This is a genomic window from Octadecabacter antarcticus 307, assembly GCF_000155675.2.
In the GTDB taxonomy this organism is placed as follows: domain Bacteria; phylum Pseudomonadota; class Alphaproteobacteria; order Rhodobacterales; family Rhodobacteraceae; genus Octadecabacter; species Octadecabacter antarcticus.
Window position 1 is genome coordinate 467,010 of record NC_020911.1, and the last position, 23,373, is coordinate 490,382.

Annotated in this window: 26 protein-coding genes; 14 read left to right on the top strand and 12 right to left on the bottom strand. The window is 56.4% G+C overall.

What is annotated here, in order from left to right:
- Positions 1-15 precede the first annotated feature (15 nt).
- The 4 genes from OAN307_RS02475 to zapE all read left to right on the top strand — a co-directional run bounded on the left by OAN307_RS02475 (position 16) and on the right by zapE (position 3,931).
- Complete coding sequence (locus tag OAN307_RS02475; protein ID WP_015498274.1) at positions 16-636, top strand: HAD-IA family hydrolase; 621 nt, start codon at positions 16-18, stop codon at positions 634-636.
- Entirely contained in the window at positions 633-1,544 is a 912-nt protein-coding gene (locus OAN307_RS02480; protein ID WP_015498275.1) for an ornithine cyclodeaminase family protein, read from the top strand. Before OAN307_RS02475 ends, OAN307_RS02480 begins: the two co-directional genes overlap by 4 nt.
- Positions 1,545-1,546: 2 nt before the next feature.
- A complete protein-coding gene (locus OAN307_RS02485) occupies positions 1,547-2,476 on the top strand; it encodes an alpha/beta fold hydrolase (RefSeq protein WP_015498276.1) in 930 nt (309 codons plus the stop codon).
- Between the two features lie 381 nt (positions 2,477-2,857).
- A complete protein-coding gene (gene zapE, locus OAN307_RS02490) occupies positions 2,858-3,931 on the top strand; it encodes a cell division protein ZapE (RefSeq protein WP_015498277.1) in 1,074 nt (357 codons plus the stop codon).
- Positions 3,932-3,938: 7 nt separating this feature from the next.
- On the opposite strand, the gene OAN307_RS25030 is transcribed toward zapE, so the two are convergent.
- The 8 genes from OAN307_RS25030 to OAN307_RS02535 form a co-directional block, all read right to left on the bottom strand.
- A complete protein-coding gene (locus tag OAN307_RS25030; RefSeq protein ID WP_051067942.1) occupies positions 3,939-4,289 on the bottom strand; it encodes a LysM peptidoglycan-binding domain-containing protein in 351 nt (116 codons plus the stop codon).
- A 489-nt stretch (positions 4,290-4,778) separates the two neighbouring features.
- A complete protein-coding gene (locus tag OAN307_RS02500) occupies positions 4,779-5,225 on the bottom strand; it encodes a rhodanese-like domain-containing protein (protein WP_015498280.1) in 447 nt (148 codons plus the stop codon).
- A gap of 499 nt (positions 5,226-5,724) precedes the next feature.
- The gene (locus tag OAN307_RS02510; RefSeq protein ID WP_015498281.1) at positions 5,725-6,288 is read right to left on the bottom strand and encodes a hypothetical protein; all 564 of its coding nucleotides are present in this window, start codon (positions 6,286-6,288) and stop codon (positions 5,725-5,727) included.
- Positions 6,285-7,553 (bottom strand): bifunctional folylpolyglutamate synthase/dihydrofolate synthase, encoded by a 1,269-nt coding sequence (locus OAN307_RS02515; protein ID WP_015498282.1) that lies wholly within the window; start codon positions 7,551-7,553, stop codon positions 6,285-6,287. Before OAN307_RS02515 ends, OAN307_RS02510 begins: the two co-directional genes overlap by 4 nt.
- The gene (locus OAN307_RS02520) at positions 7,550-7,942 is read right to left on the bottom strand and encodes a hypothetical protein (protein ID WP_015498283.1); all 393 of its coding nucleotides are present in this window, start codon (positions 7,940-7,942) and stop codon (positions 7,550-7,552) included. The genes OAN307_RS02515 and OAN307_RS02520 overlap by 4 nt, the downstream gene beginning before the upstream one ends.
- Positions 7,939-8,874: an acetyl-CoA carboxylase, carboxyltransferase subunit beta gene (gene accD / locus OAN307_RS02525; RefSeq protein ID WP_015498284.1), complete on the bottom strand. Its 936-nt coding sequence runs from the start codon at positions 8,872-8,874 to the stop codon at positions 7,939-7,941. The genes OAN307_RS02520 and accD overlap by 4 nt, the downstream gene beginning before the upstream one ends.
- Before the next feature lie 54 nt (positions 8,875-8,928).
- Positions 8,929-9,549, bottom strand: coding sequence for a CPBP family intramembrane glutamic endopeptidase (locus OAN307_RS02530; RefSeq protein WP_245540955.1), 621 nt, complete (start codon positions 9,547-9,549; stop codon positions 8,929-8,931).
- Positions 9,550-9,802: 253 nt separating this feature from the next.
- Positions 9,803-10,174 (bottom strand): ACT domain-containing protein, encoded by a 372-nt coding sequence (locus OAN307_RS02535; RefSeq protein ID WP_015498286.1) that lies wholly within the window; start codon positions 10,172-10,174, stop codon positions 9,803-9,805.
- Positions 10,175-10,283: 109 nt separating this feature from the next.
- Between OAN307_RS02535 and ilvD the strand changes: the two genes are divergently transcribed.
- The 10 genes from ilvD (at position 10,284) to OAN307_RS02580 (ending at position 20,057) form a co-directional block, all read left to right on the top strand.
- Complete coding sequence (gene ilvD / locus OAN307_RS02540; protein ID WP_015498287.1) at positions 10,284-12,017, top strand: dihydroxy-acid dehydratase; 1,734 nt, start codon at positions 10,284-10,286, stop codon at positions 12,015-12,017.
- A 5-nt stretch (positions 12,018-12,022) separates the two neighbouring features.
- The gene (locus OAN307_RS02545) at positions 12,023-12,706 is read left to right on the top strand and encodes a hypothetical protein (RefSeq protein WP_015498288.1); all 684 of its coding nucleotides are present in this window, start codon (positions 12,023-12,025) and stop codon (positions 12,704-12,706) included.
- An 86-nt stretch (positions 12,707-12,792) separates the two neighbouring features.
- The gene (locus OAN307_RS02550; RefSeq protein ID WP_015498289.1) at positions 12,793-13,566 is read left to right on the top strand and encodes a DUF6478 family protein; all 774 of its coding nucleotides are present in this window, start codon (positions 12,793-12,795) and stop codon (positions 13,564-13,566) included.
- A gap of 8 nt (positions 13,567-13,574) precedes the next feature.
- Complete coding sequence (locus OAN307_RS02555; RefSeq protein ID WP_015498290.1) at positions 13,575-13,967, top strand: hypothetical protein; 393 nt, start codon at positions 13,575-13,577, stop codon at positions 13,965-13,967.
- A 187-nt stretch (positions 13,968-14,154) separates the two neighbouring features.
- Entirely contained in the window at positions 14,155-16,173 is a 2,019-nt protein-coding gene (locus tag OAN307_RS02560) for an NADPH-dependent 2,4-dienoyl-CoA reductase (RefSeq protein WP_015498291.1), read from the top strand.
- A gap of 271 nt (positions 16,174-16,444) precedes the next feature.
- Positions 16,445-16,783 (top strand): hypothetical protein, encoded by a 339-nt coding sequence (locus OAN307_RS02565; protein WP_408634938.1) that lies wholly within the window; start codon positions 16,445-16,447, stop codon positions 16,781-16,783.
- Entirely contained in the window at positions 16,770-16,862 is a 93-nt protein-coding gene (locus OAN307_RS27640) for an SGNH/GDSL hydrolase family protein (RefSeq protein ID WP_144055486.1), read from the top strand. Before OAN307_RS02565 ends, OAN307_RS27640 begins: the two co-directional genes overlap by 14 nt.
- A gap of 146 nt (positions 16,863-17,008) precedes the next feature.
- Complete coding sequence (locus tag OAN307_RS02570; RefSeq protein WP_015498294.1) at positions 17,009-17,914, top strand: LysR family transcriptional regulator; 906 nt, start codon at positions 17,009-17,011, stop codon at positions 17,912-17,914.
- Between the two features lie 250 nt (positions 17,915-18,164).
- Positions 18,165-18,806 carry a hypothetical protein gene (locus OAN307_RS02575; RefSeq protein ID WP_015498295.1) on the top strand — a complete coding sequence of 214 codons (642 nt, stop codon included), beginning with the start codon at positions 18,165-18,167 and terminating at the stop codon, positions 18,804-18,806.
- Positions 18,807-19,022: 216 nt separating this feature from the next.
- Positions 19,023-20,057: an IS110 family RNA-guided transposase gene (locus OAN307_RS02580; RefSeq protein ID WP_408634939.1), complete on the top strand. Its 1,035-nt coding sequence runs from the start codon at positions 19,023-19,025 to the stop codon at positions 20,055-20,057.
- Positions 20,058-20,409: 352 nt separating this feature from the next.
- Here the strand turns inward: OAN307_RS02580 and OAN307_RS02585 are convergent, their stop codons facing one another.
- The 4 genes from OAN307_RS02585 to OAN307_RS02600 are packed head-to-tail and all read right to left on the bottom strand — an operon-like array spanning position 20,410 to position 23,341.
- A complete protein-coding gene (locus tag OAN307_RS02585; RefSeq protein WP_015498298.1) occupies positions 20,410-21,342 on the bottom strand; it encodes an OmpA family protein in 933 nt (310 codons plus the stop codon).
- A complete protein-coding gene (locus OAN307_RS02590; RefSeq protein WP_015498299.1) occupies positions 21,339-21,908 on the bottom strand; it encodes a peroxidase-related enzyme in 570 nt (189 codons plus the stop codon). Before OAN307_RS02590 ends, OAN307_RS02585 begins: the two co-directional genes overlap by 4 nt.
- Positions 21,909-22,622 (bottom strand): GNAT family N-acetyltransferase, encoded by a 714-nt coding sequence (locus tag OAN307_RS02595; RefSeq protein ID WP_015498300.1) that lies wholly within the window; start codon positions 22,620-22,622, stop codon positions 21,909-21,911.
- Positions 22,619-23,341, bottom strand: a complete 723-nt coding sequence (locus OAN307_RS02600) for a competence/damage-inducible protein A (RefSeq protein WP_015498301.1) — start codon at positions 23,339-23,341, stop codon at positions 22,619-22,621. Before OAN307_RS02600 ends, OAN307_RS02595 begins: the two co-directional genes overlap by 4 nt.
- Positions 23,342-23,373: the final 32 nt, after the last annotated feature.

Sequence of the window (23,373 nt, forward strand, 5' to 3'; positions counted from 1 at the left end):
TGGAGAATTCCCAAGATGACCGTCCGCGCCGTTCTGTTCGACATTGGAAACGTGCTGATTGAGTGGCAGCCAGTGCGATTTTTCGACCGTGTGATCGGTGTAGATCGGCGGGTCGCATTTTTCGCAGGGGCCCCGATACTGAATATGAACGAGCGCGTTGACGCAGGTGAGAATTTTCAAGATTCCGTGGCGGAAATGATCGCCGCACATTCGGATTGGACTGATGAACTTGCCCTATGGCGGGACCGTTGGATCGAAATGCCATCACCCGTAATTGATCATGCCGTGCGTCTGTTGCGCGCCCTACGCCGCGCACGGCGTCCGGTCTTTGCATTGTCGAATTTTGGGAATGAGACGTTTGAAATTGCAGTGTGCAATTACCCGTTCCTAGACGAGTTTGACCGTCGGTTTATTTCGGCAGAATTAGGGATGAGTAAGCCAAAAATTTATATATATCAGCGGGTTGAGGATGAGTGCGGCATCCAGCAGGATGCACTGCTGTTCACAGATGATCGTCCAGAAAACATCGCCGCTGCGCAGGAACGTGGTTGGCGAACCCATCTTTTTGATGGCCCCGATGGCTGGGCCGCGCGCCTTGTTCGCGAAGGTCTATTAACAACGGAGGCTGCTGTATGACGCATATGATCCCATTTGAGGACGGTCAAATCGGACTTGATTGGCTCGCCTTGACCGACGCGTTGGCGGACGGGCATTCACGGCCTAAGGCAAATGTCGAAGACGTGTTTATGTACCGCGGTGGCGACACGTTGCTGAACCGGTCTGCGTGGATCGACGGCATGGGCCTTGCAATCAAATGCGCGACAATTTTTCCAGCCAACAAGGTCGCTGGCAACCCGATGGTCAACGGCGCGGTAAATTTGTTTTCTGACGACGACGGCAAACTTGAGGCGATATTGGATTTCCATCTTGTTACCAAATGGAAAACTGCGGCTGACAGCCTATTGGCAGCGCGGCGATTGGCGCGCCCCGACAGTAAGCATATTCTAATCGTGGGCGCAGGCACTGTCGGACGTTCGCTTTGGCAAGCGTATTCGGCGGCGTTTCCATACGCGGAATTTTCTGTCTGGAACCGGTCCCCCGATGGTGCAGAACAGTTCGCAAAAGACTGCGACGGTGTGACCGTCGCGACCGATTTGGAGGCGGCAGTAAGGGCTGCAGATATTGTGACGTCCGCCACCATGACCACCCAGCCTGTGTTGCACGGTGCGTGGTTCCAGCCGGGGCAACATATTGATTTAATTGGGGCATACCGCCCTGACATGCGCGAAGTCGACGATGAAGCCCTGCTGTGCGCGCGGGTTTTTGTCGACAGTTACGCCACAACGATGAACCACATCGGAGAGCTGAAAATCCCGCTTGCGGCTGGTGTGATTTCGCCCGACCACATTGTTGCCGAATACTATGAGCTGGATAAGTTTAAACGTGGATCAAGCGACGAAATTACGTTGTTCAAAAATGGTGGCGGCGCGCATCTTGATTTGATGACGAGTCGCTATATTCTGGATGTCTGGAAAGGGTGCTAGATATGCTGGGTTGGGTGTTTCCGCTGCTGGTTATAGGTGGATTGGCGATGCTGCCTTGGCTGGCTGAAAGCCGACGACATTCGGTGGATTTTTTTCGTGAAAAAGCACCCGGTCGGTTTGCCAAGCTCAGCCAAGGTGTCACGCATTATCAATGGCTTGGTGGTGTGCGAGGGCCAGTTGTTGTCTGTATTCACGGACTCACGACACCCAGTCCGGTCTGGTATGCGATCGCGGGGGGGCTGGCAAAATTGGGCCACCGCGTGCTGGTTTATGACCTGTATGGACGTGGCTTTTCGGATGCGCCGCGCGGGGCGCAGGATGCTGAATTCTTTACGACGCAATTGGCCGACCTTTTGGATCATCAGGGGCTGACAAAGGACGTCACACTGATGGGATATTCTATGGGCGGTTCGATCGCGACGCATTTTGCGGCGGCCCACCCAAACTGCATCAGACGCCTCATTTTACTAGCGTCGGGCGGGATGTGGCTGCGCGAGGATAAGGTGACAGAACTGAGCCGTGAAACCCCGGTTCTTGGTGACTGGTTGCATGCTGTTATCGGGGCGCGCAGGGACCGGCAGGCGCTTCGCAGACAGCTGGGTCAAGTATTTGATGTTGAAAAAATTATTGAACTTCAGCTGGCAGAGTACCAGAGTCAGGGATTTCTTCGGTCCGTCCTTTCAAGTCGGCGAAATATGCTGGCAGACTTTCAGGAAGACCAACATCGAACCATCGGGCGTGCGGATATTTCAGTAATCGGGATCTGGGCCGAAAGGGACGAAGTGATCCCACTGAAATCACTTGGGACATTGACGCAATGGAACCGCAGCGTGCGCCAAGAGGTGATCCCCGATGCGGACCACAGCGTTGGATTTACCCACGCCACACAGATCGTCAAAGTGCTGCGCGACGTGCTGCGTGAGGACGCATAATCGCCGCCGAAATTGCACAACCAAACCCCGTTCCTACCCCCTAGTCCACCATTGGCACACAGGTGGCACATCGCGTACACAGGCTGTGCACAACCTGTATGCACACTTTTTGATTTAGACCGCGCTGACGAATGGCGTTGCGCAGTCTTTGCGGATTGGCAGATGCACGATGCCAGAAAGCGTGTCCATTTAACGCAGCCCATAGATATGCGTGACGAGCCCGCTTCACGACTTGGCTGATGGATTATTTGAATTCCAGTTTGAACGCTGCCGCCGGGCGTCCAAAGGCGCGACATTGGGGATGAGTTGAATTGGTATTTTTGAACCAAAGAAGCCGCGACGTGGATTGCGGGGCACGGTTGGTCTGCGTAACAAGGCCGGATGGGAACGGTTCAAGACACATATCAAGCCCGCGTGGATTCGGGAGCGTTGCAGGATGATCCGGTGCAGCGGGCGGCATTGGCGTCGCTGGAACGTGTGCGGGTGGCAGTTCTAGATGTGCCAGATGCCCCCAAGGACGGATGGTTTCGTAAGGCGACCCCAGTCGTTGGCCCGAAGGGGTTGTACATGTGGGGCGGTGTCGGGCGTGGGAAATCCATGTTGATGGATCTGTTGTATGACACGATCGAGATGCCCAAGCAGCGCAGTCATTTTCATGCGTTTATGCAGTGGGTCCACGGTGCCATCGCCGATGCGCGCAAAAATGGCGTCGAGGATGCAATTGCGCCAGTGGCGGCGGATCTGGCGGGGCGTGTCCGGTTTCTGGCATTCGACGAGATGCAAATCAGTGACATTACGGATGCGATGATCGTGGGGCGATTGTTTGAGGCGCTTTTTGCCGCCGGTGTGGTGGTTGTGACCACATCGAACCGTGTGCCCGATGATCTTTACGAGAATGGGCTGAACCGCCAGCACTTTTTGCCATTTATTGCTCTGCTCAAGGATCGGATGGAGGTGCATGAACTGGCGAGTGAGGTAGATTATCGTCAATCGGTTCTTGCAGGATCGCCCAGCTATTTCACACCCAATGACGCAAATGCATGGGTGGGGATCGAGGCTGTTTGGCAGAAGCTGACCAAAGGCGAGGCCGCGCCGCTGACGTTGTGGGTGAACGGGCGCGATGTTGTGATTCCGGCGTTTGCCAATGGTGTTGCGCGGGCAAAGTTTCGTGATTTGTGCGGGGTGTTTCTGGGGGCGGCGGATTATCTGGCGTTGGCGGATGCGGCGCGAGTTTTGGTGCTTGAGGATATCCCACGACTGGGGCGGTCGAATTTCAATGAGGCAAAGCGGTTTGTGACGTTGATCGACACGCTTTATGAGGGGCGTGTGCAGTTGATTGCGTCCGCAGCGGCGGAGCCTGAAATGTTGTATCTTGAGGGTGAGGGCGTGTTCGAATTTGAACGCACCGCCAGCCGACTGCGCGAAATGCAGGGCGCGGACTGGGCCAAAGTCTAGCCGTGGATTAAGCGTCCAGTTGCGGAATGACGAGGCGCTGGCCGACGCGGATGCGATCAGGGCTGGAAAGCAAGCCCCTGTTGGAGTCAAAGATCGTCGTGTATTGGCCAATCACACCATAAAATTTGATCGAAATCGCGCCGAGGCTGTCGCCGTGTTGCACCGTACAAAGCCGCGCTTTGATTTCATCGGTCGCGCGCTGAATGACACGGACTTCCATGCCCGCCTTGTTGTTTGGGGTGACGTCAGGAATTGACGGTGTGGGGCCGTCGGCCGCAATCTGGGCCTGCGTGACGATGTTGTTGAGCAGCACAAACGTATCCACGCGGCCATCCGATGTGACCAGAATTTCAGGCACAGCGACGTCGCCAGACGCGGCGGCAGTGTTGACGATCAGGTCGATGTTTTCATCGCTTTTGCTTTCGCTTTCGCTTTCGCTTTCGCTTTCGCTTTCGCTTTCGCTTTCGCTTTCGCCTGCGCGCAGGGCGGCGACAACGATTTCTTCAAGCGTGTTGCGTTCTTCAAGGATGGATTTCTGACCGGTTACAGCTTCGATTCCTGCAAGGATATCGGACGTGGATTGCTGCTGGGCCTGGCTGTTGGTGGTGACAGGCCCAAGGCCTGAAAACCAAGCTCGGCCAGGACGTTGTCGGTCATATCTGACAGGAGGGTGTCATCGGTGCTTGGGTTGGCCACGTCAACGCGGCGGGGGGCCTGTACCAACCCTGTCCGGATCGACGGCTACCCTGCTGCTATCAGGTGCCCCATCGCGTCTGGCGCATCGTTCGACCAAACACCACCGTTGTGCAGCGTCAGTGTCATGGCGTTGCTGAAATCGAGGTTGCCGTCAACCTGTGCAACCTTTGCAACCGCCCCAACCGCGCAAGATATCGTCGCGAAAGAGATTTTTGGCGTCCAGTGCCGTAACCGGAACTTTAACCCCGCCCGGAATTGATCCAGTGGCAAATTTAGCGGGCGCGCGCGTATCAAGCAACAGCCCCGTGCCACCCGTCACGCGGCCTTCGAGGAATGTCAGAAGTTCAAGTTCGCCCAGCGTTGCCACGCCGTCCGCCGCGGCCATCGGCTGGATGCAGTGAAGCGGGCAGGCGCGCGATGTAAGGGCGAAGTCACCCTGCAAGGTGGTGCGCGTGTTCTGGTCGCGCGTCACAGCGAGGGTCTGCCCGTTAAGGGTATAGACGCTGTCACTTTTGAATGTCGTGATCCGCTCGTCTCGCGCCAGCGCGGGAAGACCGGCTGCGAGGGCAAAGGCAAAAACAGCCAGACATGCGATCATCTTTATCTAAAGGTACTCGTTACGTGTTTGGTCGGCCAAAGTCGTGGGGCGCGCTCTTATGTTGGTCCAATGACATGAGCGCACCCCAAGGAACGCCATCGGTTTGCCGTGTTAATCGTGTCGGTACATGTTGGTCAGGTTGTTCAAATTGGGTGACAAACACGGGCTGATACAGGTGGCTGACGATTGTATGAGCGCGGAAATAGTCGACTGTTCGAGGGTGTTAGCGCGGGATATTGTGAACTCGTGTCCATTAACGGTGAACACAGCGTTTGCTGTCACTGGAAGCGTTTCTGCCGCGCAAACGGTTGAAAAAGCCATCAATGTGCATGCCAAAGCGGTGCGTCTCATCCCTCGTCCCCCAACGATTGAGCGCTAAATATTGTGGCCTAATGGGCAGGCCGACGCTCAGTTAGAATTGGGAGCAACATATCGAAGTATCGCGAATTACTCGTCAAAGGAAAAGTGTGCGGCGTTTCAGTTTTTCGGGGGGGAGAGACTATTCGCTTGCAGAGAGGGCGCAAAAGCGAGCGCCGGAGTGGTCGGACGATGGCAAGCCACCCAGCAGCGCCACACCGCCACAATCAAGGTTCGCGGTGCCAGCGTGAAAGACCGGAAAGCGCGTGTAGCGGTTGATCATGCTGTCGGTGTGCCAGACGTTGTTGACGCATAAATCTTGCGCGTTGGTGCCGGAATTAAAGCCAAAACCGGGGGCGCCGCAATCGTCCGCTTGCCCGCCAGCGTTCCACGCTTGGCCTTTGTCGCTGTCGTGCATGCCACCCGTCGGAAATACCATGCCGCGCGGATCAAAGCTCAGGTTCCAGCTTGTCGTCGGGTTCAACTGACGCAAATCCCAAGTGCCCAGCGGAATGTCGTCTTTGAAGCCAATGATGAAGAATTCGGCAATGTCGTCGTGCGTCAGCAATGAACGGTTCATCAGCGGGTCGGGCACTGACATCGTGCCTTCCATGCGGTAGCCGTTGTTGCCTTCCCAGCAGAATTCAAAGTCCGCAGACTGGGCGGGCAGGGCGAGTGTGACGAGGACGGCGATGGCGCGGATCATCCATTTTCCCGCATGACGTGGCCCGCAAAATAAAGCGATCCGCAGATCAGAATACGCGCGTTCGGGGTTTTGGCGATGATCCTGTCAAGGGCAGCGTAAAGATCGGGCGCGGTGGTGGCTGTTATGCCCACCGCGGTCGCCGCGTCCGCGGTGGTTTGGGCGGGCAAGGTGTTGGTTTCACCGGGGATGGCAACAGCCGTAAGGGTTTGTGCATGTGCTGCCAGCGGTTCCATGAAACCGCGCACGTCTTTGGTGTTTAGCATGCCGCAAATCAGATGCGTTGGGCGATTGGGTAACGTGTCCAGCGTTGTGGCGATGGCTTTGCCTGCGGCGGGATTGTGACCGCCATCGAGCCAGAGTTCGGCGGGCGCACAGCGATCCGCCAGCGGGCCAGTTTTCAGACGCTGCATGCGGGCAGGCCATGTGGCGTTTGTCAGGGCCGCTTCGCAGGCGGTTTCATCTGCGCCGAAGTGACGAAGGGCGGCCAAAACAGCGCCTGCGTTCTGGATTTGGTGCGGGCCGGGAAGTGCGGGCAGGGGCAAGTCAAGAAGGCCGGTTTCGTCCTGATAGATCAGGTGATCACGTTCGCGACTGACGTGAAAATGCTGACCGTAGGCGATGATCGGCGCACCAAGGCGGGCTGCTGCGCGTTCAATCACATCCATCGCGTCGTCGTGCTGCGGGCCGACAATGCACGGCACACCGCGTTTGATGATGCCGGCTTTTTCGCCAGCGATCAGGGGCAGTGTGTCACCGAGGTATTGTTGGTGGTCGAGGTCGACAGGTGTGATGATGCACAGCGCGGGGTCCATGACGTTGGTCGCATCAAGCCGCCCGCCGAGCCCGACTTCGAGCAGGGTAAAATCAGCGGGGGTTTCAGCAAAAGCCAGCAGCGCCGCGCACGTCGTGATTTCGAAATAGGTGATATTTTCGCCAGTGTTGGCGGCGTAACAGCGATCAAGCGCTTCGGTCAGCGCGTCTTCCGATATCAGATCACCCGCCAGCCGGATACGTTCGTGGAACTGCGCAAGGTGTGGCGATGTGTAGGCGTGAACGCGTTTTCCCTGCGCTTCAAGCCCCGCACGTATCATCGCCAGTGTCGATCCTTTGCCGTTGGTGCCGGCAATGTGGATCACGGGTGGCAGGCGGCGTTCGGGATTGCCAAGCGCGTTGAGCAACCGCCACATCCGATCCAGTGTCAGGTCGATGATTTTAGGATGCAGCGCCATCATGCGCGCAAGGATCACGTCTGAGGATTGGGTCATGTGGCGCGTCCTGTGCGGAGTGAGACGAAAAGCATGACGCCAAATGTGACGTTATAGCCCGCGCAAAACGCAGGCCACCATAGTGGACCGGGATGCGGGGTTGCGAACAGGGCCGCGTCAAGGATGGCGTGCGCGATAAATGCAAGACCGAGGCCTGCGATGCCGATCCGGTTCGAAAACACGGCAGCAGCAGCGAAGGCCGCAAAAATTGCAAGATGCAGCACGACCTGTCCATCATCTTGGCTGGCAACCGCGAACAATGGCCAGAAACCAGCGACAGCAATCAATACCAGCGCAACGATACCGGACCGCAGCATGCCAGCACGCGACAGGGCGAATACCGTCGCGCTGGCCAACGCTGCCCCGATGAGCACGGGCAGCAGGATCATTCGGTTTTGGTGTCCGCGACCGCAGTCTGGTCGGTTATGTTTTCGGTGCTATCCGGTGGGGGTAGTTCACCAGCCACAGCCGGATCGAGACCCAAAAGCATGCGGGTAATCGTGATCAATTCTTCGCGCATTTTGCCACGCGGCGTCACACGGTCCAGCATCCCGTGATCAAGCAGATATTCCGACCGCTGGAAGCCCTCGGGTAGTTTTTCACGGATCGTTTGTTCGATGACGCGCGGGCCAGCAAAACAAATCAACGCGGCAGGTTCGGCAATATGCACATCGCCCAGCATCGCATAGCTGGCCGTTACGCCGCCCGTCGTCGGGTGGGTCAACACGACAATATAGGGCAAGTTCGCTTCTTTGAGCATTTCCACAGCCACGGTCGTGCGCGGCATCTGCATCAGGCTCAGAATGCCTTCTTGCATGCGTGCGCCACCTGCGGCGGAAAACAGGATCAGCGGACGTTTGGTTTCCACGGCACGCTGCGCAGCTGCGATGATCGCGTTGCCAACATACATGCCCATGGACCCGCCCATGAAGCTAAAATCTTGCGCTGCGGCGACGATTGGCGTGCGGCCGATTTCGCCCATCGCCACAAGCATCGCTTCTTGTTCGCCAGTTTTGCGCTGGGCGGCTTTCATGCGGTCCGGATATTTCTTCTGATCGCGGAAATGCAGTGGATCGGCGGTCGGCGTGGGTACATCGACTTCGGTGAAAATCCCGCCGTCAAACAACGCCCCAAAGCGGTCACGCGGGGTGATCGCCATGTGGTGATCGCATGATGTGCAGACATTCAGGTTGTCCGACAATTCGCGGTGAAACAGCATGGTGCCGCATTCGTCACATTTCGACCACAGGTTCTCGGGCACTTCACGGCGCGAGAAGATGGAATTGATGCGCGGGCGGACGTAGTTGGAAATCCAGTTCATGGGACCCTCAAATTATGTTGGGTTTGAAATAAGCGCACAGGACGCGAAATGCAATCAGCGGCGTAGGGCAAGGCGTGCGGTAAGCCAAACAGTGCATAGCATCAGCGCCTCGTAAGGAATAAACGGCTCCCAAGCCAGACCGTAGGTGGGCCAGACGAACAGTGCCGCACCATAAAGCCAGTCGTCGGCTGCAAGGATGACCAGCGCACTAATGTTGTTGACGAAATGCACAGCAAAGGCTGGACCAAGGGTGCCAGAACGCGCAGTAAGATCGGCGCTGACAAGGCCAAGACACGTCGCCCAAGCAACGTAAGCCCATGCGGAATAGGCGGGGCTAGCTGGGTCGTAGTGGATTAAACCAAACAGGAAAGACGGAACGCCAATCCAGATGATTGGGTATTTGCAAAGAGCGGCAAGGTGGCTTTGCAGGTAGCCACGAAACACCAGTTCTTCGGCGCTGATTTGAACGAACAACAGCGGCAGGATCGCGGGAAGAAGGGAGAGCCAAGTGGTGAAAGGGAATTGCTGCACAGCGTCTGGCGTGAAGGCAGATGGCAGTACGAGAATGGCATAAAGTGGCGATAGATAGGGACTAACACGCCAGAATTGCCGCCAAGCGGGGCGGATCGCACCAATAAGGTCGCGCAGGCCGACGCGATGCAATCGGCGAACCATAAACAAAAGTAACGCGGTGTATATTGCGAACGCAGCCAGATTCCAGCGGACAGCGGTGGGGGTTGTCCCATCGATGAAATCGTCGATTAGCGCTGGGTTAGAGACTATGTTGGGGTTTTTTGTCCAAGTGGAAAAGAGTGCAACAAATATGAATTGGAAGCCGTACCACAGCACCGCAATGACAAGAACTATAGATACCCAGCTTGCCAACTTTCTGAAAGGTTCCGCACGCACTGCCATGGGGGTGTAGGCGTCACGCAATCGTATGTCCCGCATCGGTCAGGGCGGTCTTTACGCGGTTCATTTCAGCCGTGCGCACCAACAGATAGTCGCGCAAATGGGTGGAGATCACAAAGACGCCGAGGCCCGCTGTCGATATCGGCGTGAGGGCGGCCATAACAACACCGGGTTCGTCTAGTGTGGCTAATGTGTCGACCCGCAGCGCTGTCCAGCCTGTATCGGCAATATCTGGCGCGCGGTTGGCAAGGCAGACGATAGACAGTTCGTCGTTGGCGCGGGTGATGTTCACAAGGCCAACGCCGTCTGCCCAGTCGGGCAGCAATGCAAGTGCAGGCATGCGGGTGATGGCATATTCCCCAGTAAGGGAGGTGAAAGATAATTTCATTCTTTCAGACTGCCGCGTGCTGGAGTCTAAGCCAAGTATAATGCGACTTGTAGGCAAAGCCACTGCGATTTAGACGGTTTGCAAGTTAGATTTCCCAAAAGGTACCGTGATGACCCGCAAAGCAACCGACAAGACGAACCTGCCCAGCCGCCATGTCACAGAAGGCCCGTCGCGCGCGCCGCATCGGTCGTATTTCTACGCGATGGACCTGACCGAAGAGCAGATTAATCAACCATTTGTCGGCGTGGCCACCTGCTGGAACGAAGCAGCGCCTTGTAACATTTCACTGAACTGGCAGGCCCGATCGGTCAAACGTGGTGTCAAAGAAGCAAGCGGTACGCCGCGCGAATTTACCACCATCACCGTCACCGATGGCCTTGCGATGGGCCACGAGGGCATGCGGTCGTCGTTGGCATCGCGCGATGCGATTGCGGACACGGTTGAATTGACGATGCGCGGCCATTGCTATGATGCGATTGTCGGTCTGGCGGGCTGCGACAAATCCCTGCCGGGGATGATGATGGCCATGGTGCGTCTGAACACGCCGAGTGTTTTCATGTATGGTGGGTCGATCCTGCCGGGTCGCCACGAAGGCAAAGACATTACCGTTCAGGATATGTTTGAGGCTGTTGGCAAATACCAAGCGGGTCAAATGACAGACGCTGAATTGGCTGTGATGGAACGGGTTGCATGCCCGTCTGCGGGTGCCTGCGGTGGTCAGTTTACGGCCAACACGATGGCTTGCGTTTCTGAGGCGATCGGCCTCGCGCTTTTGAATTCATCCGGCATGCCCGCGCCCTATGAAGACCGGGCGCAATACGGTGAGGCGTCGGGCCAAGCGGTTATGAACCTGATCGCAAAGAACATCCGCGCCCGCGATGTGGTGACGCGCAAGTCGCTGGAAAATGCGGCACGTGTCGTCGCCTGTACAGGTGGGTCGACCAATGCTGGCCTACACCTGCCTGCAATTGCACATGAAGCGGGCATCGATTTCAACCTGTTCGACGTTTGTGACATTTTCAGAGACACGCCGTATTTTGTCGATCTTAAGCCGGGTGGTCAGTACGTGGCAAAAGACATGTTTGAGGTCGGCGGTGTGCCTGTCGTGATGAAAGAATTGCGCAAAGCGGGCCTGTGGCATGACGATTGCATGACGGCCAGTGGCAAAGTCATCGGCGAAGAATTGGACATGATTAAGGGTGAGGCTGATGGCAAAGTTATTTACCCCGTTGAGAACCCGATCACCAAAACTGGCGGTGTTGTTGGATTGAAGGGTAATCTTGCCCCTGATGGTGCCATCGTGAAGGTCGCTGGCATGTCTGACGACGAACAGGTCTTTACCGGTCCTGCGCGGGTGTTCGAATCAGAAGAGGACGCTTTTTCGGCTGTGAAGGCGCGCTGCTATAAAGAAGGTGAAGTGCTGGTTATCCGCAACGAAGGGCCGTCCGGTGGCCCGGGAATGCGTGAAATGCTGGCGACAACGGCGGCGCTGTCCGGTCAGGGCATGGGCAAGAAGGTCGCGCTGATCACTGATGGTCGTTTTAGTGGCGCAACGCGGGGCTTTTGCGTTGGCCACGTCGGGCCTGAGGCCGCACATGGTGGCCCGATTGGTATGCTGAAAGACGGTGACATGATCACGATGAACGCGGTGAGCGGGGAACTATCGGTCGATCTGACAGATGCAGAACTGGCGCAACGCAAGGCGGATTGGGTTGGCCCGAAAGAGACGATTTATGCGTCGGGCGCGCTGTGGAAGTACGCGCAACTGGTTGGTGGCGCGCTGAATGGCGCAGTCACGCACCCTGGCGCGAAACATGAACGCCACATCTATATGGATCTGTAACAATAATGTGGGTGCGCGGGTGTAATCTGGTGGTTTGCCTCATTGGATTGGGTGGCTGCGAAGGTGGGGCAGACGGGGTTATGGGCCGGTTGGCCAGCATCGTCTCCGCACCCAGCGCCACCAGCCAAGGCATACGCACACTATCACTACTTGGGGGTAATGTGCGGGTGCGCGGGCCAGACGGTTATTGTGTTGACCAAACGGCCAGCGATGCGCGGCGCGGCTTTGCGGTGCTGGCCGGATGCGCGTTGTTGTCAGACGGTGCTGCGGTCATGCCGAACCTTGACGGGTTGATTACCGTTCAATTTGGCGCTGAAAGCACGGCAAGCGTCACCGACAACGAAGAGGCCTTCGCGATGTTTTTGACGACGGACATCGGTCTTGGTCTTTTGGCGGGCAACGGAAATGCGGCGAATGTATCGCAGGCGGTTACGATCACAGACCGCGCGGGCGTGTTGGTGCGGTTCCACGACACGTCGGGCCCTGCTTTTGCAGGCACGGCCGGCCCGCAGTGGCGCGGGTTCTTGGACATCAACGGCCGGCTTGCAACGATATCCGTGCTAAGCTTTGAGCGCGCGGTGTTAAGCCGCGCCGAAGGTGAGCGTTTGCTGGTCGTGGCGATGGCAGAATTGGCCGAAGCCAACGCGCCGACTGTCGCGCCACAGGCAACAAGAGACGATAATGGTTGATTTAGCGAGAATTAATTCGCTAATTTTTTCCTCTTGCGAAACAATTTGGCATATATGATTCTGACAAAAGGATTCTATCGGACCCCATGGGACAACGACGCACAGGACTGTTTGAAAAGCTGCTGTCGCGGGGCACGCGGGCATTTTGGTCCCGTGCGGCGAATGCGGCTGGAACCACAGATTTATCCGTCCTGCGCAGTCAGCGGACTGAGGCGCGCATTTTACGCCAGAAACTGGATGAGTTGACCTATACGGCCGACAGCCGCCTTGCATGGCCGCGCATCGGATTGTCGAATTTTCCCAAGCCAGCGGGAACGGATTGGTCGTGGCGCCCGCAACTGTGGCGTGGCGCGTTGCCATTCAAGGGGATCAGTGGCGTTGAAAGCAAGACGATGCTGGGTGATGAGGTCACGATTTTTCACGACTGCCAGATTTCGGAACTGACGCTGCGCCAGCTGCGCAACACCCGTCAAGAGGATTTGGCCCCATTTGGCTTGCGAATGGACGTGTTCCAATTCGATGGGTCATTCCTCAGCCTTGTGCTGGCGCTGCCGCAATTATCTTGCGAAGGTTTGACGCGGCGACATCTTTTGCGGATGGAAGCGATCGTGGAGACTGAAACGCCGTTGGAGATTTTCGCTCGGATAAATGTGCGGCATGGGCCGAACACAGAACAGATTGTTCGCGAACTGCCGCTTGATGATGGCAAGGTGATGGTGGAGTTTGATCTGGCCTATACCAAGCTGAACGAAAAGCGCGTTGAGTCCATGTGGATCGATTTGATCTTTGAGGGTCCTCAGATGAACCAAGTGACGATACGCGATGTGACATTCTCGCGCAATCCTCGCGCGGAGCTTTAGGGGTTTGGATGTCTGATAAGATATTGCTGACGAAACTGCGCCTTGTTGAAGGCGTCTGGCATGGATCGCTAAAGCACCTTGGGCGCAAGGGCACCTGGCAGCCAAATATCGAAGTTACGCATCTGGATTCTCCTATCGACGGGGTCGATGTGCAAGAAGACCGCGTCGAGGAATGCTGGCACGTGAGCGTACCGATCCCCGCCGACAGAATTGCCGACGGGGTACAGACGTTTGTTATTACGGACCGCAATGAGGACGTGCTGCTCGGCAGTTTTTCAATCGTCGCGGGGGATGCTTTGGCAGAAGATATCCGAGCCGAGTTGTCGTTACTACGCGCAGAGCTGGACATGCTGAAGAAAGCGTTTCGGCGTCATTGCGTTGAGACGCTGGGTGGTGGCTGAATTGGTCTAAGATCGAATTGGCTGTGCCAATCAGACCAAGTGGGGGCCAGCCCCCAGTTCTGGGGCGCTGCCCCGCCCTACGGGCTCCCCGGGATATTTATGAGACAAAGACGAGGTGACGCGGCGTTTGGGGTGACGTTGGGGGCAAGGTCCGCCACGGTTGGCAGGATTTTCAGGAGAAACAGTCATGACCATGTATCCGCATCTTTTGGCGCCACTTGATCTGGGATTTACCACGCTCAAAAACCGCGTGTTGATGGGGTCGATGCACACCGGCCTTGAAGAAACCCGCGATTGGAATCGCGTTGCTGAGTTTTACGCTGAACGGGCGCGGGGCGGAGTGGCGTTGATGGTCACTGGCGGCATGGCACCAAATGCCGAAGGCGGTGTTTTTCCGGGGGCTGCGGGGCTGTTTTCGGATCAAGATATCGCCAACCATAAGGTTGTGACAGACCGCGTGCACGACGCAGATGGAAAAATCGTGATGCAGATTTTGCACGCGGGCCGCTACGCGTATTCCAAGGAGTGTGTGGGGCCGAGTGCAGTGAAATCTCCGATCTCGCCTTTCCCACCGCGTGAGTTGGACGAAGACGGGATTGAGAAACAGATCAGTGACATGGTGACAGCTGCGACGCGTGCCAAGGACGCAGGATATGACGGCGTTGAGGTGATGGGGTCTGAGGGGTATTTTCTGAACCAGTTTCTTGTCACGCATACCAACAAGCGCACGGATCGTTGGGGGGGGGATTACGCAAACCGTATGCGTCTTCCCGTTGAGGTCGTGCGCCGTGTCCGCGCCGCAGTGGGCGCCGAATTCATTGTGATCTATCGCTTAAGCATGATCGACTTGATCCCTGATGGGTCAACATGGGACGAGGTTGTAACACTTGCCAAGGCGATTGAGGCGGCGGGCGCCACGATCCTGAACACCGGCATTGGTTGGCACGAAGCGCGCATTCCGACCATCGCGACGTCCGTGCCACGCCGCGCTTTTACGTGGGTTACAAAGAAGTTGATGGGTGAGGTGTCTATTCCGATTATCACGTCCAACCGTATCAACACGCCACAAGTCGGCGAGGATGTATTGTCTGACGGCTGCGCAGACATGGTCAGCATGGCGCGGCCATTTTTGGCTGATCCGCATTTTGTCGCGAAGGCGAAGGCAGGCGAGGCTGCGTTGATTGCGCCCTGTATTGCGTGCAATCAGGCCTGTCTAGATCATACGTTTTCCATGAAGATCGCATCGTGTCTGGTGAACCCCAAGGCGTGCCATGAGACTGAGATTATCTTGTCGCCATCTTCCAAATCCATCGGCATCGTTGGCACTGGCCCCGCAGGTCTTGCATCGGCATTGGCGGCGGCGCATCGGGGCATGGCAGTCACGTTGTTCGATCGCGCCGGCGAGATAGGCGGCCAGTTGAACATGGCCAAGCAGGTTCCGGGCAAAGAAGAATTCTGGGGCCTGGTCGATTATTACCGCGCGGCTGTGGCTGAGGCGGGGATTACGGTGAGGCTCGGTCAAGAGGCCACGGTGGATGATCTGGGGGGCTTTGATGAGGTGATTATTGCCACTGGTGTCGCGCCGCGTGATCCGCAGATTGCTGGGCAGGATGGCGACAACGTGTTGTCCTATATCGACGTGCTGCGCGGCAAGGCAAAGGTGGGCAAACGCGTGGCGATCATTGGGGCGGGCGGCATTGGCTTTGATGTGGCGGAATTCCTTGTCACTGATGACAGCCCGACTGAGAACCTTGATGAATGGCTTGCGGAGTGGGGCGTTGGCGATCCGTCAAACACCCGTGGCGGTGTGCGCCCAGAGGGGCCACAGCCCGATGCCGCTGTGCGTCAGGTGACGTTGTTGCAGCGCAAAGCGACGAAGCTGGGCAAGGGGCTTGGCAAGACGACGGGCTGGATTCACCGCACAACGCTGAGGATGAAAGGCGTCGAAATGATTGGTGGTGTGAACTACGAACGTATCGACGCGGACGGGCTGCATGTGAGCTTTGGTGACGCACGCGAAAACCCGAGGTTAATCGCGGTTGATACAATTGTGATGTGCGCCGGGCAGTTACCACGGCGTCGTCTTGCCGATGCGTTAGAAACGGCGGGCACAAAGTGCCATGTCATTGGCGGCGCGGATGTTGCGGTTGAACTGGATGCAAAGCGCGCGATTGACCAAGGTACGCGGTTGGTGGCGTCGCTGTAACCAAACACCCAAAGGGAACCAGACATAATCGCACTCAGACATTGGATCATGTTTGGGATACTGGCGCTGGGCGTCGCGGCCTGTTCATTTGCGGCCCTCGCATCGAACAACGACGCGGACATCATTGTGGTTGGGGTTTGATCCTGCATGGCATCGCAGATTTGGCCGCTCTATTCCCAATGTCGTTGAACGCTCGACTGGCTTGACGGTGCGCGTTGAGTCGATCAGCGGTGCGCGGTTTTTGGGGTCATAGGGCATTCTGACGCAATATATCGCCAGTAATTGGGATTGGGTCATCGCATATGGTGGCGGCAATGATCTGGCCTTGGGTTTCCAAACGCCAAATGCACGGCGTGTGTTGGATGAATTGATTTCATCGAATGGCAGTCAGGGTGCAATGCCGGCCGTGGTAAACAAAGTCGTGGCGCAAGGCGCGCAAGTGATTGTCCTCGGTTATTATCCAGTGAGGGATCTTTGTGGCCCATTTGCGCCCTGCATTGCGGTTTTGGATGAATTGGCGGCGCGTCAAGCGCGTTTGGCGGCGTCAAACCATGACGTGACTTTTGTCGATAGTGGGCTGGTTATCAGGCGGGGCAATGCGCTGGCCTGATCTGGTGCATCCGTCGCCGCGCGGTGCGGCGCTGATTGGGGAATTGATTGCGTCGGTGATCGTGCGTAACACAAGGTAACCAAGGATTAGAAACATTGTGTTTCTCTGTTTCCTGCCCTGCAACAGTCCCGCCATAACCCCGCAATTGTCATGCCCGTGCCGCAGTGTTGCCCCTTTTGGCGGCAATACATACCTCGAACAAGAGATGTCAATCGAGGATCAATTATGGATCGCCTTAGTGAAATGGAAGCCTTTGCCACAGTCGTGGATCAGGGTGGATTTACAGACGCTGCCAAGAAAATGGGGATTTCAAAATCTGCTGTTTCTAAGCATGTTTCATCGCTTGAGGCGCGCCTTGGTGCTCGTCTTTTGAACCGCACAACACGGCGTGTCAGCCCCACCGAAATCGGCCTTGCTTATTACGACCGTGCCCGCCGCGTTCTAAACGATGCAGGCGAAGCGGATGCATTGGTCACGTCGATGCAATCTGCACCCTCTGGTCTGTTGCGCATCAGTGTGGCGACAGATTTCGGGGTCAATCACCTGTCACCTGTGCTCGGTGATTTCCTTGGGGAGTTTCCTGACATCACGGTCAACATGGTTCTCAACAACCGCTACGTCGAACTGATTTCTGAAGGCTTCGACATGGCGATCCGCATCGGTGAGTTGGAAGACAGTACATTGCGTGCCCGTAAACTGACGGAAACGTCGCGCCGCATGATCGCCTCGCCGGGGTATTTTGAACAATTCGGGCGGCCGCAAAAGATCGACGATTTGAACGATCACAAGCTGCTGCACTATTCGAACCAGTCAAATTCTGCCGTGTGGAAACTGAAAGCGCCGTCCGGTGAAAAACGCCAAGTGCGCACCGCAGGTTGGCTAACGGTGAATGACGGACAGTCCTTGCTGAATGCTGCAATTTCCGGCCTTGGCATCGCCTATTTGCCGTCATTCCTTTATGCAGATGCACTGGCCAAAGGTCTGGTTGAAGAAGCGATCCCCGATCTTCCGGTCGATACCCAAGGCATTTACGCGGTCTATCCACCGGGCCGGTTTACCCAGCCGAAAGTGCGCGCGTTCATTGATTTTCTCGTGCATTCGTTTGCAGAGAAGGGTCCAGATATCTGGTAACCCAACTAAGTTCCAAACGATTTCAACATGATACACCTAGGGCTTCGTGCCCACATCTTAACGCAGCCCGTCCAAATTCTTGGGGGCTGCGTTTTTTATGTGCCGTCGAGAAACGGGTATCTGGTCGAGGACATTTTGTGCGTTTAACAAACGGTCGTTTTTGGAGCCGACAGTTTTTTCCGTGCAGTCTTTGTAAGTTAGGGATAAATTGCCCATAATATGCATTTATTGATAGCACTTGGAGCCGATAGTGAGAAAAACGATCCGTCACCGACTGTTGTTTTGGCCGATCATTGGCATTGTAATGATTGGAATCGTTTTGATGGTATCGGTCATTGACCGCATCTACCCAATCGACACCGGGGAAAATGGGTTCCTAGAGATTGCAGGATTGATCTTACTCATTGTCATGATGTTTGCATGGTTTGCAGCGGTGGTGACTGCCTTCCGAAGCGACTTGAGCGATCGCATGGGCTTTGTCGCTGTATTTTTGATGTTTTCTGCAATTTCTTTTGGGGCGGCAGGGCGCGAAACAACTTGGGGGAAAATATATGGGCTGGACGAAGCGACAGTCGACTACCTCACACTGACATCAGCGATTATCTTCCTGATATTTTTCATAATTTCCATCACACTGATCTGTGTACGGCTCCGCGGACGTAGGGCATTCTTTTGGAATCTGTTAACTTCGCACCCGATGGGTTGGATTATATGCGGGCTCGTGTTGTTTGTTATAGGAACATTTTTTGAAGAAAATATTTTCGGTATAGAGCCGCATCAACTTTTCGAGGAGGCGCTTGAGCTCTTAGCTTATTTGAGCGTCACCATCGCAGCTTTCGCCTTTAGGTCAGCTATAAAAGTTTATGCGTCTTCAAGCGAGGGTGATCCATAACCTTCCTTTTTGAAACATCCACCAACCACATCTTTTGACGCTGCCACAAATCCCGTTCAAAACCCGAGCGGTTGTTAAAGGTTTTTTGCCCCTACCGTGAAACCTGATGGGGTGGATGCCTCCTGCTCCAACCAGCGTCGCAATGCGCTATACTGCAGGTGTCGATATCTGCATATGAGAGGAGCCACCCCATGCAAGTTACAACAATAAGCGTTGATCCATCGACCGGCAGGCGAATTTGCAGCAATCGCTGAGAGGTTGGCCAAGAACATTTTTCAAGTTCACGGGATCGCTAGAGACGAAGAGGTCGTCTTCAACAGGCCGTTGAGACGCGCACAACTATTACCGTTCTTCACGAAGCTTGAACCCTGTCTCATTGGTATGGAGGCCTGTAGCAGTGCGCATCATTGGGCTCGGGAGTTCACAGCGTTGGGCCATATTGTCCGCCTGATCCCGCCGATATATGTCAAACCATACGTCAAACGCGGGAAGTCCGACGCCATCGATGCCGAGGCCATTTGTGAAGCGGTAACGCGTCCGACGATGAGATTTGTTGCGATAAAAACCGTTGAGCAACAAGCTCTGCTGTCGCTCCATCGCGCACGGGCTCTGCTTGTCCGACAACGCACCCAGTTGATCAATGGCTTGCGTGGTATGGTCGCTGAGTTCGGCGTTTACATCGCGAAGGGCCTCGCGCGGGTCATCGGATTTGCAGAGGATATTTTAGTAGGCGAAGTGCTAGATCTGCCCGAGATTGCCAATGAGGTGATCCATAACCTGTGTGAGCACCTCGTGGCACTTCACGCCCGAATCCGGTGGTATGAAGAACGGCTCAAGCTGGTCGCCAAGGAAGATGCGCGGGTCCGTTTATTGCGTACTATTCCAGGCGTTGGTGTTGTGACAGCCTCGGCAATCATCGCCAGCATTGGTGACGGCCATCAGTTCCGCAATGGCCGTGAGTTTGCAGCATGGCTGGGTCTGACGCCTGCAAACAAGTCCAGCGGCGGGAAAGAGAAACTGGGGCGCATTACGAAAATGGGTGATCAATACTTACGATGCTTGCTCGTCGTCGGCATGACATCACTTGTCCGACAGACCAAATCCCACCCGGAGCGCGCCAGCAAATGGCTAACATCGTTGCTGGAACGAAAACCAGCGCGCGTCGCAACTGTCGCGATGGCAAACAAAACGGCAAGGATTGTCTGGGCGGTCCTGACCCGCAACGAACCATACACACCCCACACAGTTTGAGAGACAAAGGAACAACGAGTTAGCAAGACCTGCGAGATGATGATGCATAAGTCTGCCGCTAAAATCAAGACACCCCGCCGAATGGCTCGGGCATTAAAGCCCGCAAAGCTGATAGGGACTTGGTTTGCGGAATCCATCAGGGCCAGCGGTCAAAACCGCGCAAACAGGCCCCTCTCATTGATTGCTTTACAATCAACTGCCGGGCAGCGGGAACACATGACTGCTTCTGACAAATGCACAAATCTGATCAAATATGTCTTGCTATGCAGGAGCCATCCACACAAGTCATTCGCAGCGCTACCGAATTTTGGCAGGATGGGTTTTTCCTGCCGTTTGCGGCACTCGCTCTTATCTATTGCGTCGACGTGATGATGACTTCAACGCGCCGGTTTGCCTCGCGGCCGTCTTCCGTAAGGTTTGTCGCAACAGGGGAAAGGTAACCCATTCCTTGCGCATCAAGCTGGCGGCGGGGGATGTCATACGTCGTCACCAAGCGTTCCAGAACTGACCCTGCGCGGCGTTTGGACAGCGCGATGTTTCCATCGAGCGAACCAACGGAATCCGTATGCCCGACCAGCGCTACCGTGCGGTCAGGGTTCGCGATGAGATAGTCCGCGAGGTCCTGCAACGACATGACGGACGCGTCACCAAGTTGTGCCGACCCCGTTTGGAACACCAAGCCCGTCAAGATAAAGCGTCCCTGATCTTCGAGAGACTGCGAAAGATTGCCGTCTGGTGCCGGTGTCGGTGCCACGCCACAAACGGCAGGTGCATCTGCCGCCGCCACAGGCGCGCTGTCAGCAGCACCAACACGGATGATTTGGATGAACCCCGCTGATGAGGATCGACTGGCGAGAAGGCTGAGTAATTCGACCGCGCCATCAACGGTCCGCCGCGTGGCGACAAAGCGGTAGTCGCCCAAATCGACATGCATCGCGGGTGCGGGCAGGACAGGCGTGGCGAAGCGAAAATCAAAACCACCGCAGGCGTCGGCGGTGCAGGTAAACAGCACCTCGAACCCCGCTTCAGTCAACTGGTTGGTCAGCGGTTTCAGCAATTGCAGGGTGGTCAGTCCTAGGGCTGTGACGCGCCACGCCTGGCTGCGCACTTCGCCGGTTCCCGTCAAGACGGGCAGGCCTGCGGGGGTCCACGCAGCGGTGGGCATGGCATAACTGTCCAGCCCCACGACCTCCTCAACCACAAGCGTTGCGTTGGCGGGCATGTCGAGGGTGAAAGCCACCGCCTGTAGTGGCGCAAGAAGCAGGAGGGCGAGGATGCGGATCATCGGTTTTGGGAATGATAGTCGTCATTGGGGCGCATATCCGTGGCGCTGGCCATGCGGTTGGTCATGTTGAAGAAGCCTGTCACGGATGCGATGTCCCAGATGTCGCGATCATTAAAGCCAGCGTCGCGCAGCGTTTGGCGATCAGCCTCTGTGGTGTCGCTGCTGGCTTTGGTAATCTTTTCGGCAAAGGCAAGCATGGCCGTTTGGCGCACGTCAAGGTCCGCCGCGTGCCAGTTCATCACCAGCATTTCGCCAAGTTTTGGATCACCCGACAGCGCACGCACGGCCTGACCGTGTGCTGTGAGGCAGTAAAAACACTTGTTAATAGACGACACGACAACCGCGATCATTTCGCGTTCGAGTTTGGACAGACCGGAATCGGCCAGCATCAGATCGTTGTACATCGCTGAAAAGGCGTCAAATTTTGCGGTGTCGAACGCATAAGCCGCCAGCACATTGGGCACGAACCCCAGCTTGTCGGCGCAAACACCAAAGTATTTGGCGATGTGATCGGGCAGTGGATCGACAGGCGGCAGGTTCAGGGCGGTGGGCAGGGGTTTGGTCATCTAAGCCTCCGGATGGATACGGTAATGATATCCTCCCACCGGGGTCATCCCGAGGGAAGTGTAGAGCGCATTGGCCGCGACGTTGGCCTTGGTCACTAGAAGGGCGATCGTGTGGGCGTTGTGATCTTGGGCCCAAAACGCCAGCGCCCGTATCATGTGGCGGCCAAGACCCTGACGACGAAACGCAAGGGCAGTTTCTATCGCGTGGATCATGACGGTGCCATCGTGAATAGCAGCAAAGGCGGTGCCAGCGGGTGTGTCGTGAACGCGGCCAAGCACGGTTGTTTTCGGACCTGTGGCGCGGGCCATAATCGCGAGGCGGGCGTCATCAACGCCACCCGCATCCCAGATTTCCGCCTGCGTCGCCAAGGGCGGCCAGACTTGAAAACAGGTTACGGCTGGTGGACGCTGCGTCACTATTTTCGCAGTTGGCGCTGAGTAATACGTGACAGGGTCTTTGACAGTGTAGCCTGCGGCGGTGAGGGCGCTGTCCAGCGCATCCTCGCCGTGGCGCACCATGAACAAGGGTTTCTGGCGAAGGGCGCGCATTGCGGCTTCGGCGGTTGTGATTTGCGCATCGGGCATCAGTTGCGACGACGCGGACACACGACTGCCACCACCCGCACCGTTCCGGATCGTCCAGCCGTCTTGGTCCGCAATAGATTTGGCGGGCCAAGTGGCGTCGATCAGCGCGGTGAGGGCTTGGGGCGTCATACGGGAAACGCCGCCTTTAACCGGACCATTGCCGCGTCGATGCGGGCGCTATCTTGCCCACGGATCACGATGTTCGCGCCATACTTGCCGTCTTTCTGGAACGGATAAGATCCGATAGACAGGTCCGCGAAATCATCGGCCAATGCGCCAAGCGGTCCGGCAATATCGCCTTCGCCAAGATCAATGCGCAGGGTTTGCGACAGCAACGGTGCGCCACCTGTAAGGGTCGGCAGGACGCTGGTAAACATGGCTTGAAATACAGATGGGACGCCAGCCATGACATGCACGTTTTGTACGGTAAATCCCGGCGCGACGCTGACCGGATTGTCGATCAAGGTGGCACTGTCAGGAATGCGGGCCATGCGCAGACGGGCGTCGTTCAACTCCTGCCCGTTACGATCATAATGGGCTTGCAACAGCGCGCGGGCGTCATCACGTACATCGATATGGTCACTGAACGCGGCAGCGATGCAATCGGCAGTGATGTCGTCATGGGTCGGGCCAATACCGCCAGACGTAAAGACGCTATCATAAGCCGCCGAAAGCGCCTGCACCGCGGAGACAATTGCGGCGGCGTCATCGCTGACAACACGGACTTCGCGCAAGTCGATCCCATGTTCGGTCAACTGCCCGGCAAGGTGATACATATTTGCGTCGCGCGTGCGACCTGACAGGATTTCGTCCCCGATAACGAGCATGGCGGCGGTTGGATTTTGCATATTCTTCTCCTGCGGTTTGGAATGGTATAGGT

Bases quoted from the DNA above. Each gene is read 5' to 3' on its own strand.
- ilvD (WP_015498287.1), top strand. From the start codon at position 10,284: ATGACCCGCAAAGCAACCGACAAGACGAACCTGCCCAGCCGCCATGTC.
- OAN307_RS02545 (WP_015498288.1), top strand. From the start codon at position 12,023: ATGTGGGTGCGCGGGTGTAATCTGGTGGTTTGCCTCATTGGATTGGGT.
- OAN307_RS02480 (WP_015498275.1), top strand. From the start codon at position 633: ATGACGCATATGATCCCATTTGAGGACGGTCAAATCGGACTTGATTGG.
- OAN307_RS02520 (WP_015498283.1), bottom strand. From the start codon at position 7,942: ATGATCCTGCTGCCCGTGCTCATCGGGGCAGCGTTGGCCAGCGCGACG.
- zapE (WP_015498277.1), top strand. From the start codon at position 2,858: ATGGGAACGGTTCAAGACACATATCAAGCCCGCGTGGATTCGGGAGCG.
- OAN307_RS02550 (WP_015498289.1), top strand. From the start codon at position 12,793: ATGGGACAACGACGCACAGGACTGTTTGAAAAGCTGCTGTCGCGGGGC.
- OAN307_RS02485 (WP_015498276.1), top strand. From the start codon at position 1,547: ATGCTGGGTTGGGTGTTTCCGCTGCTGGTTATAGGTGGATTGGCGATG.
- OAN307_RS02530 (WP_245540955.1), bottom strand. From the start codon at position 9,549: ATGGTTCGCCGATTGCATCGCGTCGGCCTGCGCGACCTTATTGGTGCG.
- OAN307_RS02510 (WP_015498281.1), bottom strand. From the start codon at position 6,288: ATGATCCGCGCCATCGCCGTCCTCGTCACACTCGCCCTGCCCGCCCAG.
- OAN307_RS02475 (WP_015498274.1), top strand. From the start codon at position 16: ATGACCGTCCGCGCCGTTCTGTTCGACATTGGAAACGTGCTGATTGAG.
- OAN307_RS02535 (WP_015498286.1), bottom strand. From the start codon at position 10,174: ATGAAATTATCTTTCACCTCCCTTACTGGGGAATATGCCATCACCCGC.
- OAN307_RS02590 (WP_015498299.1), bottom strand. From the start codon at position 21,908: ATGACCAAACCCCTGCCCACCGCCCTGAACCTGCCGCCTGTCGATCCA.
- accD (WP_015498284.1), bottom strand. From the start codon at position 8,874: ATGAACTGGATTTCCAACTACGTCCGCCCGCGCATCAATTCCATCTTC.
- OAN307_RS02560 (WP_015498291.1), top strand. From the start codon at position 14,155: ATGACCATGTATCCGCATCTTTTGGCGCCACTTGATCTGGGATTTACC.
- OAN307_RS02515 (WP_015498282.1), bottom strand. From the start codon at position 7,553: ATGACCCAATCCTCAGACGTGATCCTTGCGCGCATGATGGCGCTGCAT.
- OAN307_RS02570 (WP_015498294.1), top strand. From the start codon at position 17,009: ATGGATCGCCTTAGTGAAATGGAAGCCTTTGCCACAGTCGTGGATCAG.
- OAN307_RS27640 (WP_144055486.1), top strand. From the start codon at position 16,770: ATGCGCTGGCCTGATCTGGTGCATCCGTCGCCGCGCGGTGCGGCGCTG.
- OAN307_RS02555 (WP_015498290.1), top strand. From the start codon at position 13,575: ATGTCTGATAAGATATTGCTGACGAAACTGCGCCTTGTTGAAGGCGTC.
- OAN307_RS02500 (WP_015498280.1), bottom strand. From the start codon at position 5,225: ATGATCGCATGTCTGGCTGTTTTTGCCTTTGCCCTCGCAGCCGGTCTT.
- OAN307_RS02595 (WP_015498300.1), bottom strand. From the start codon at position 22,622: ATGACGCCCCAAGCCCTCACCGCGCTGATCGACGCCACTTGGCCCGCC.
- OAN307_RS02585 (WP_015498298.1), bottom strand. From the start codon at position 21,342: ATGATCCGCATCCTCGCCCTCCTGCTTCTTGCGCCACTACAGGCGGTG.
- OAN307_RS02600 (WP_015498301.1), bottom strand. From the start codon at position 23,341: ATGCAAAATCCAACCGCCGCCATGCTCGTTATCGGGGACGAAATCCTG.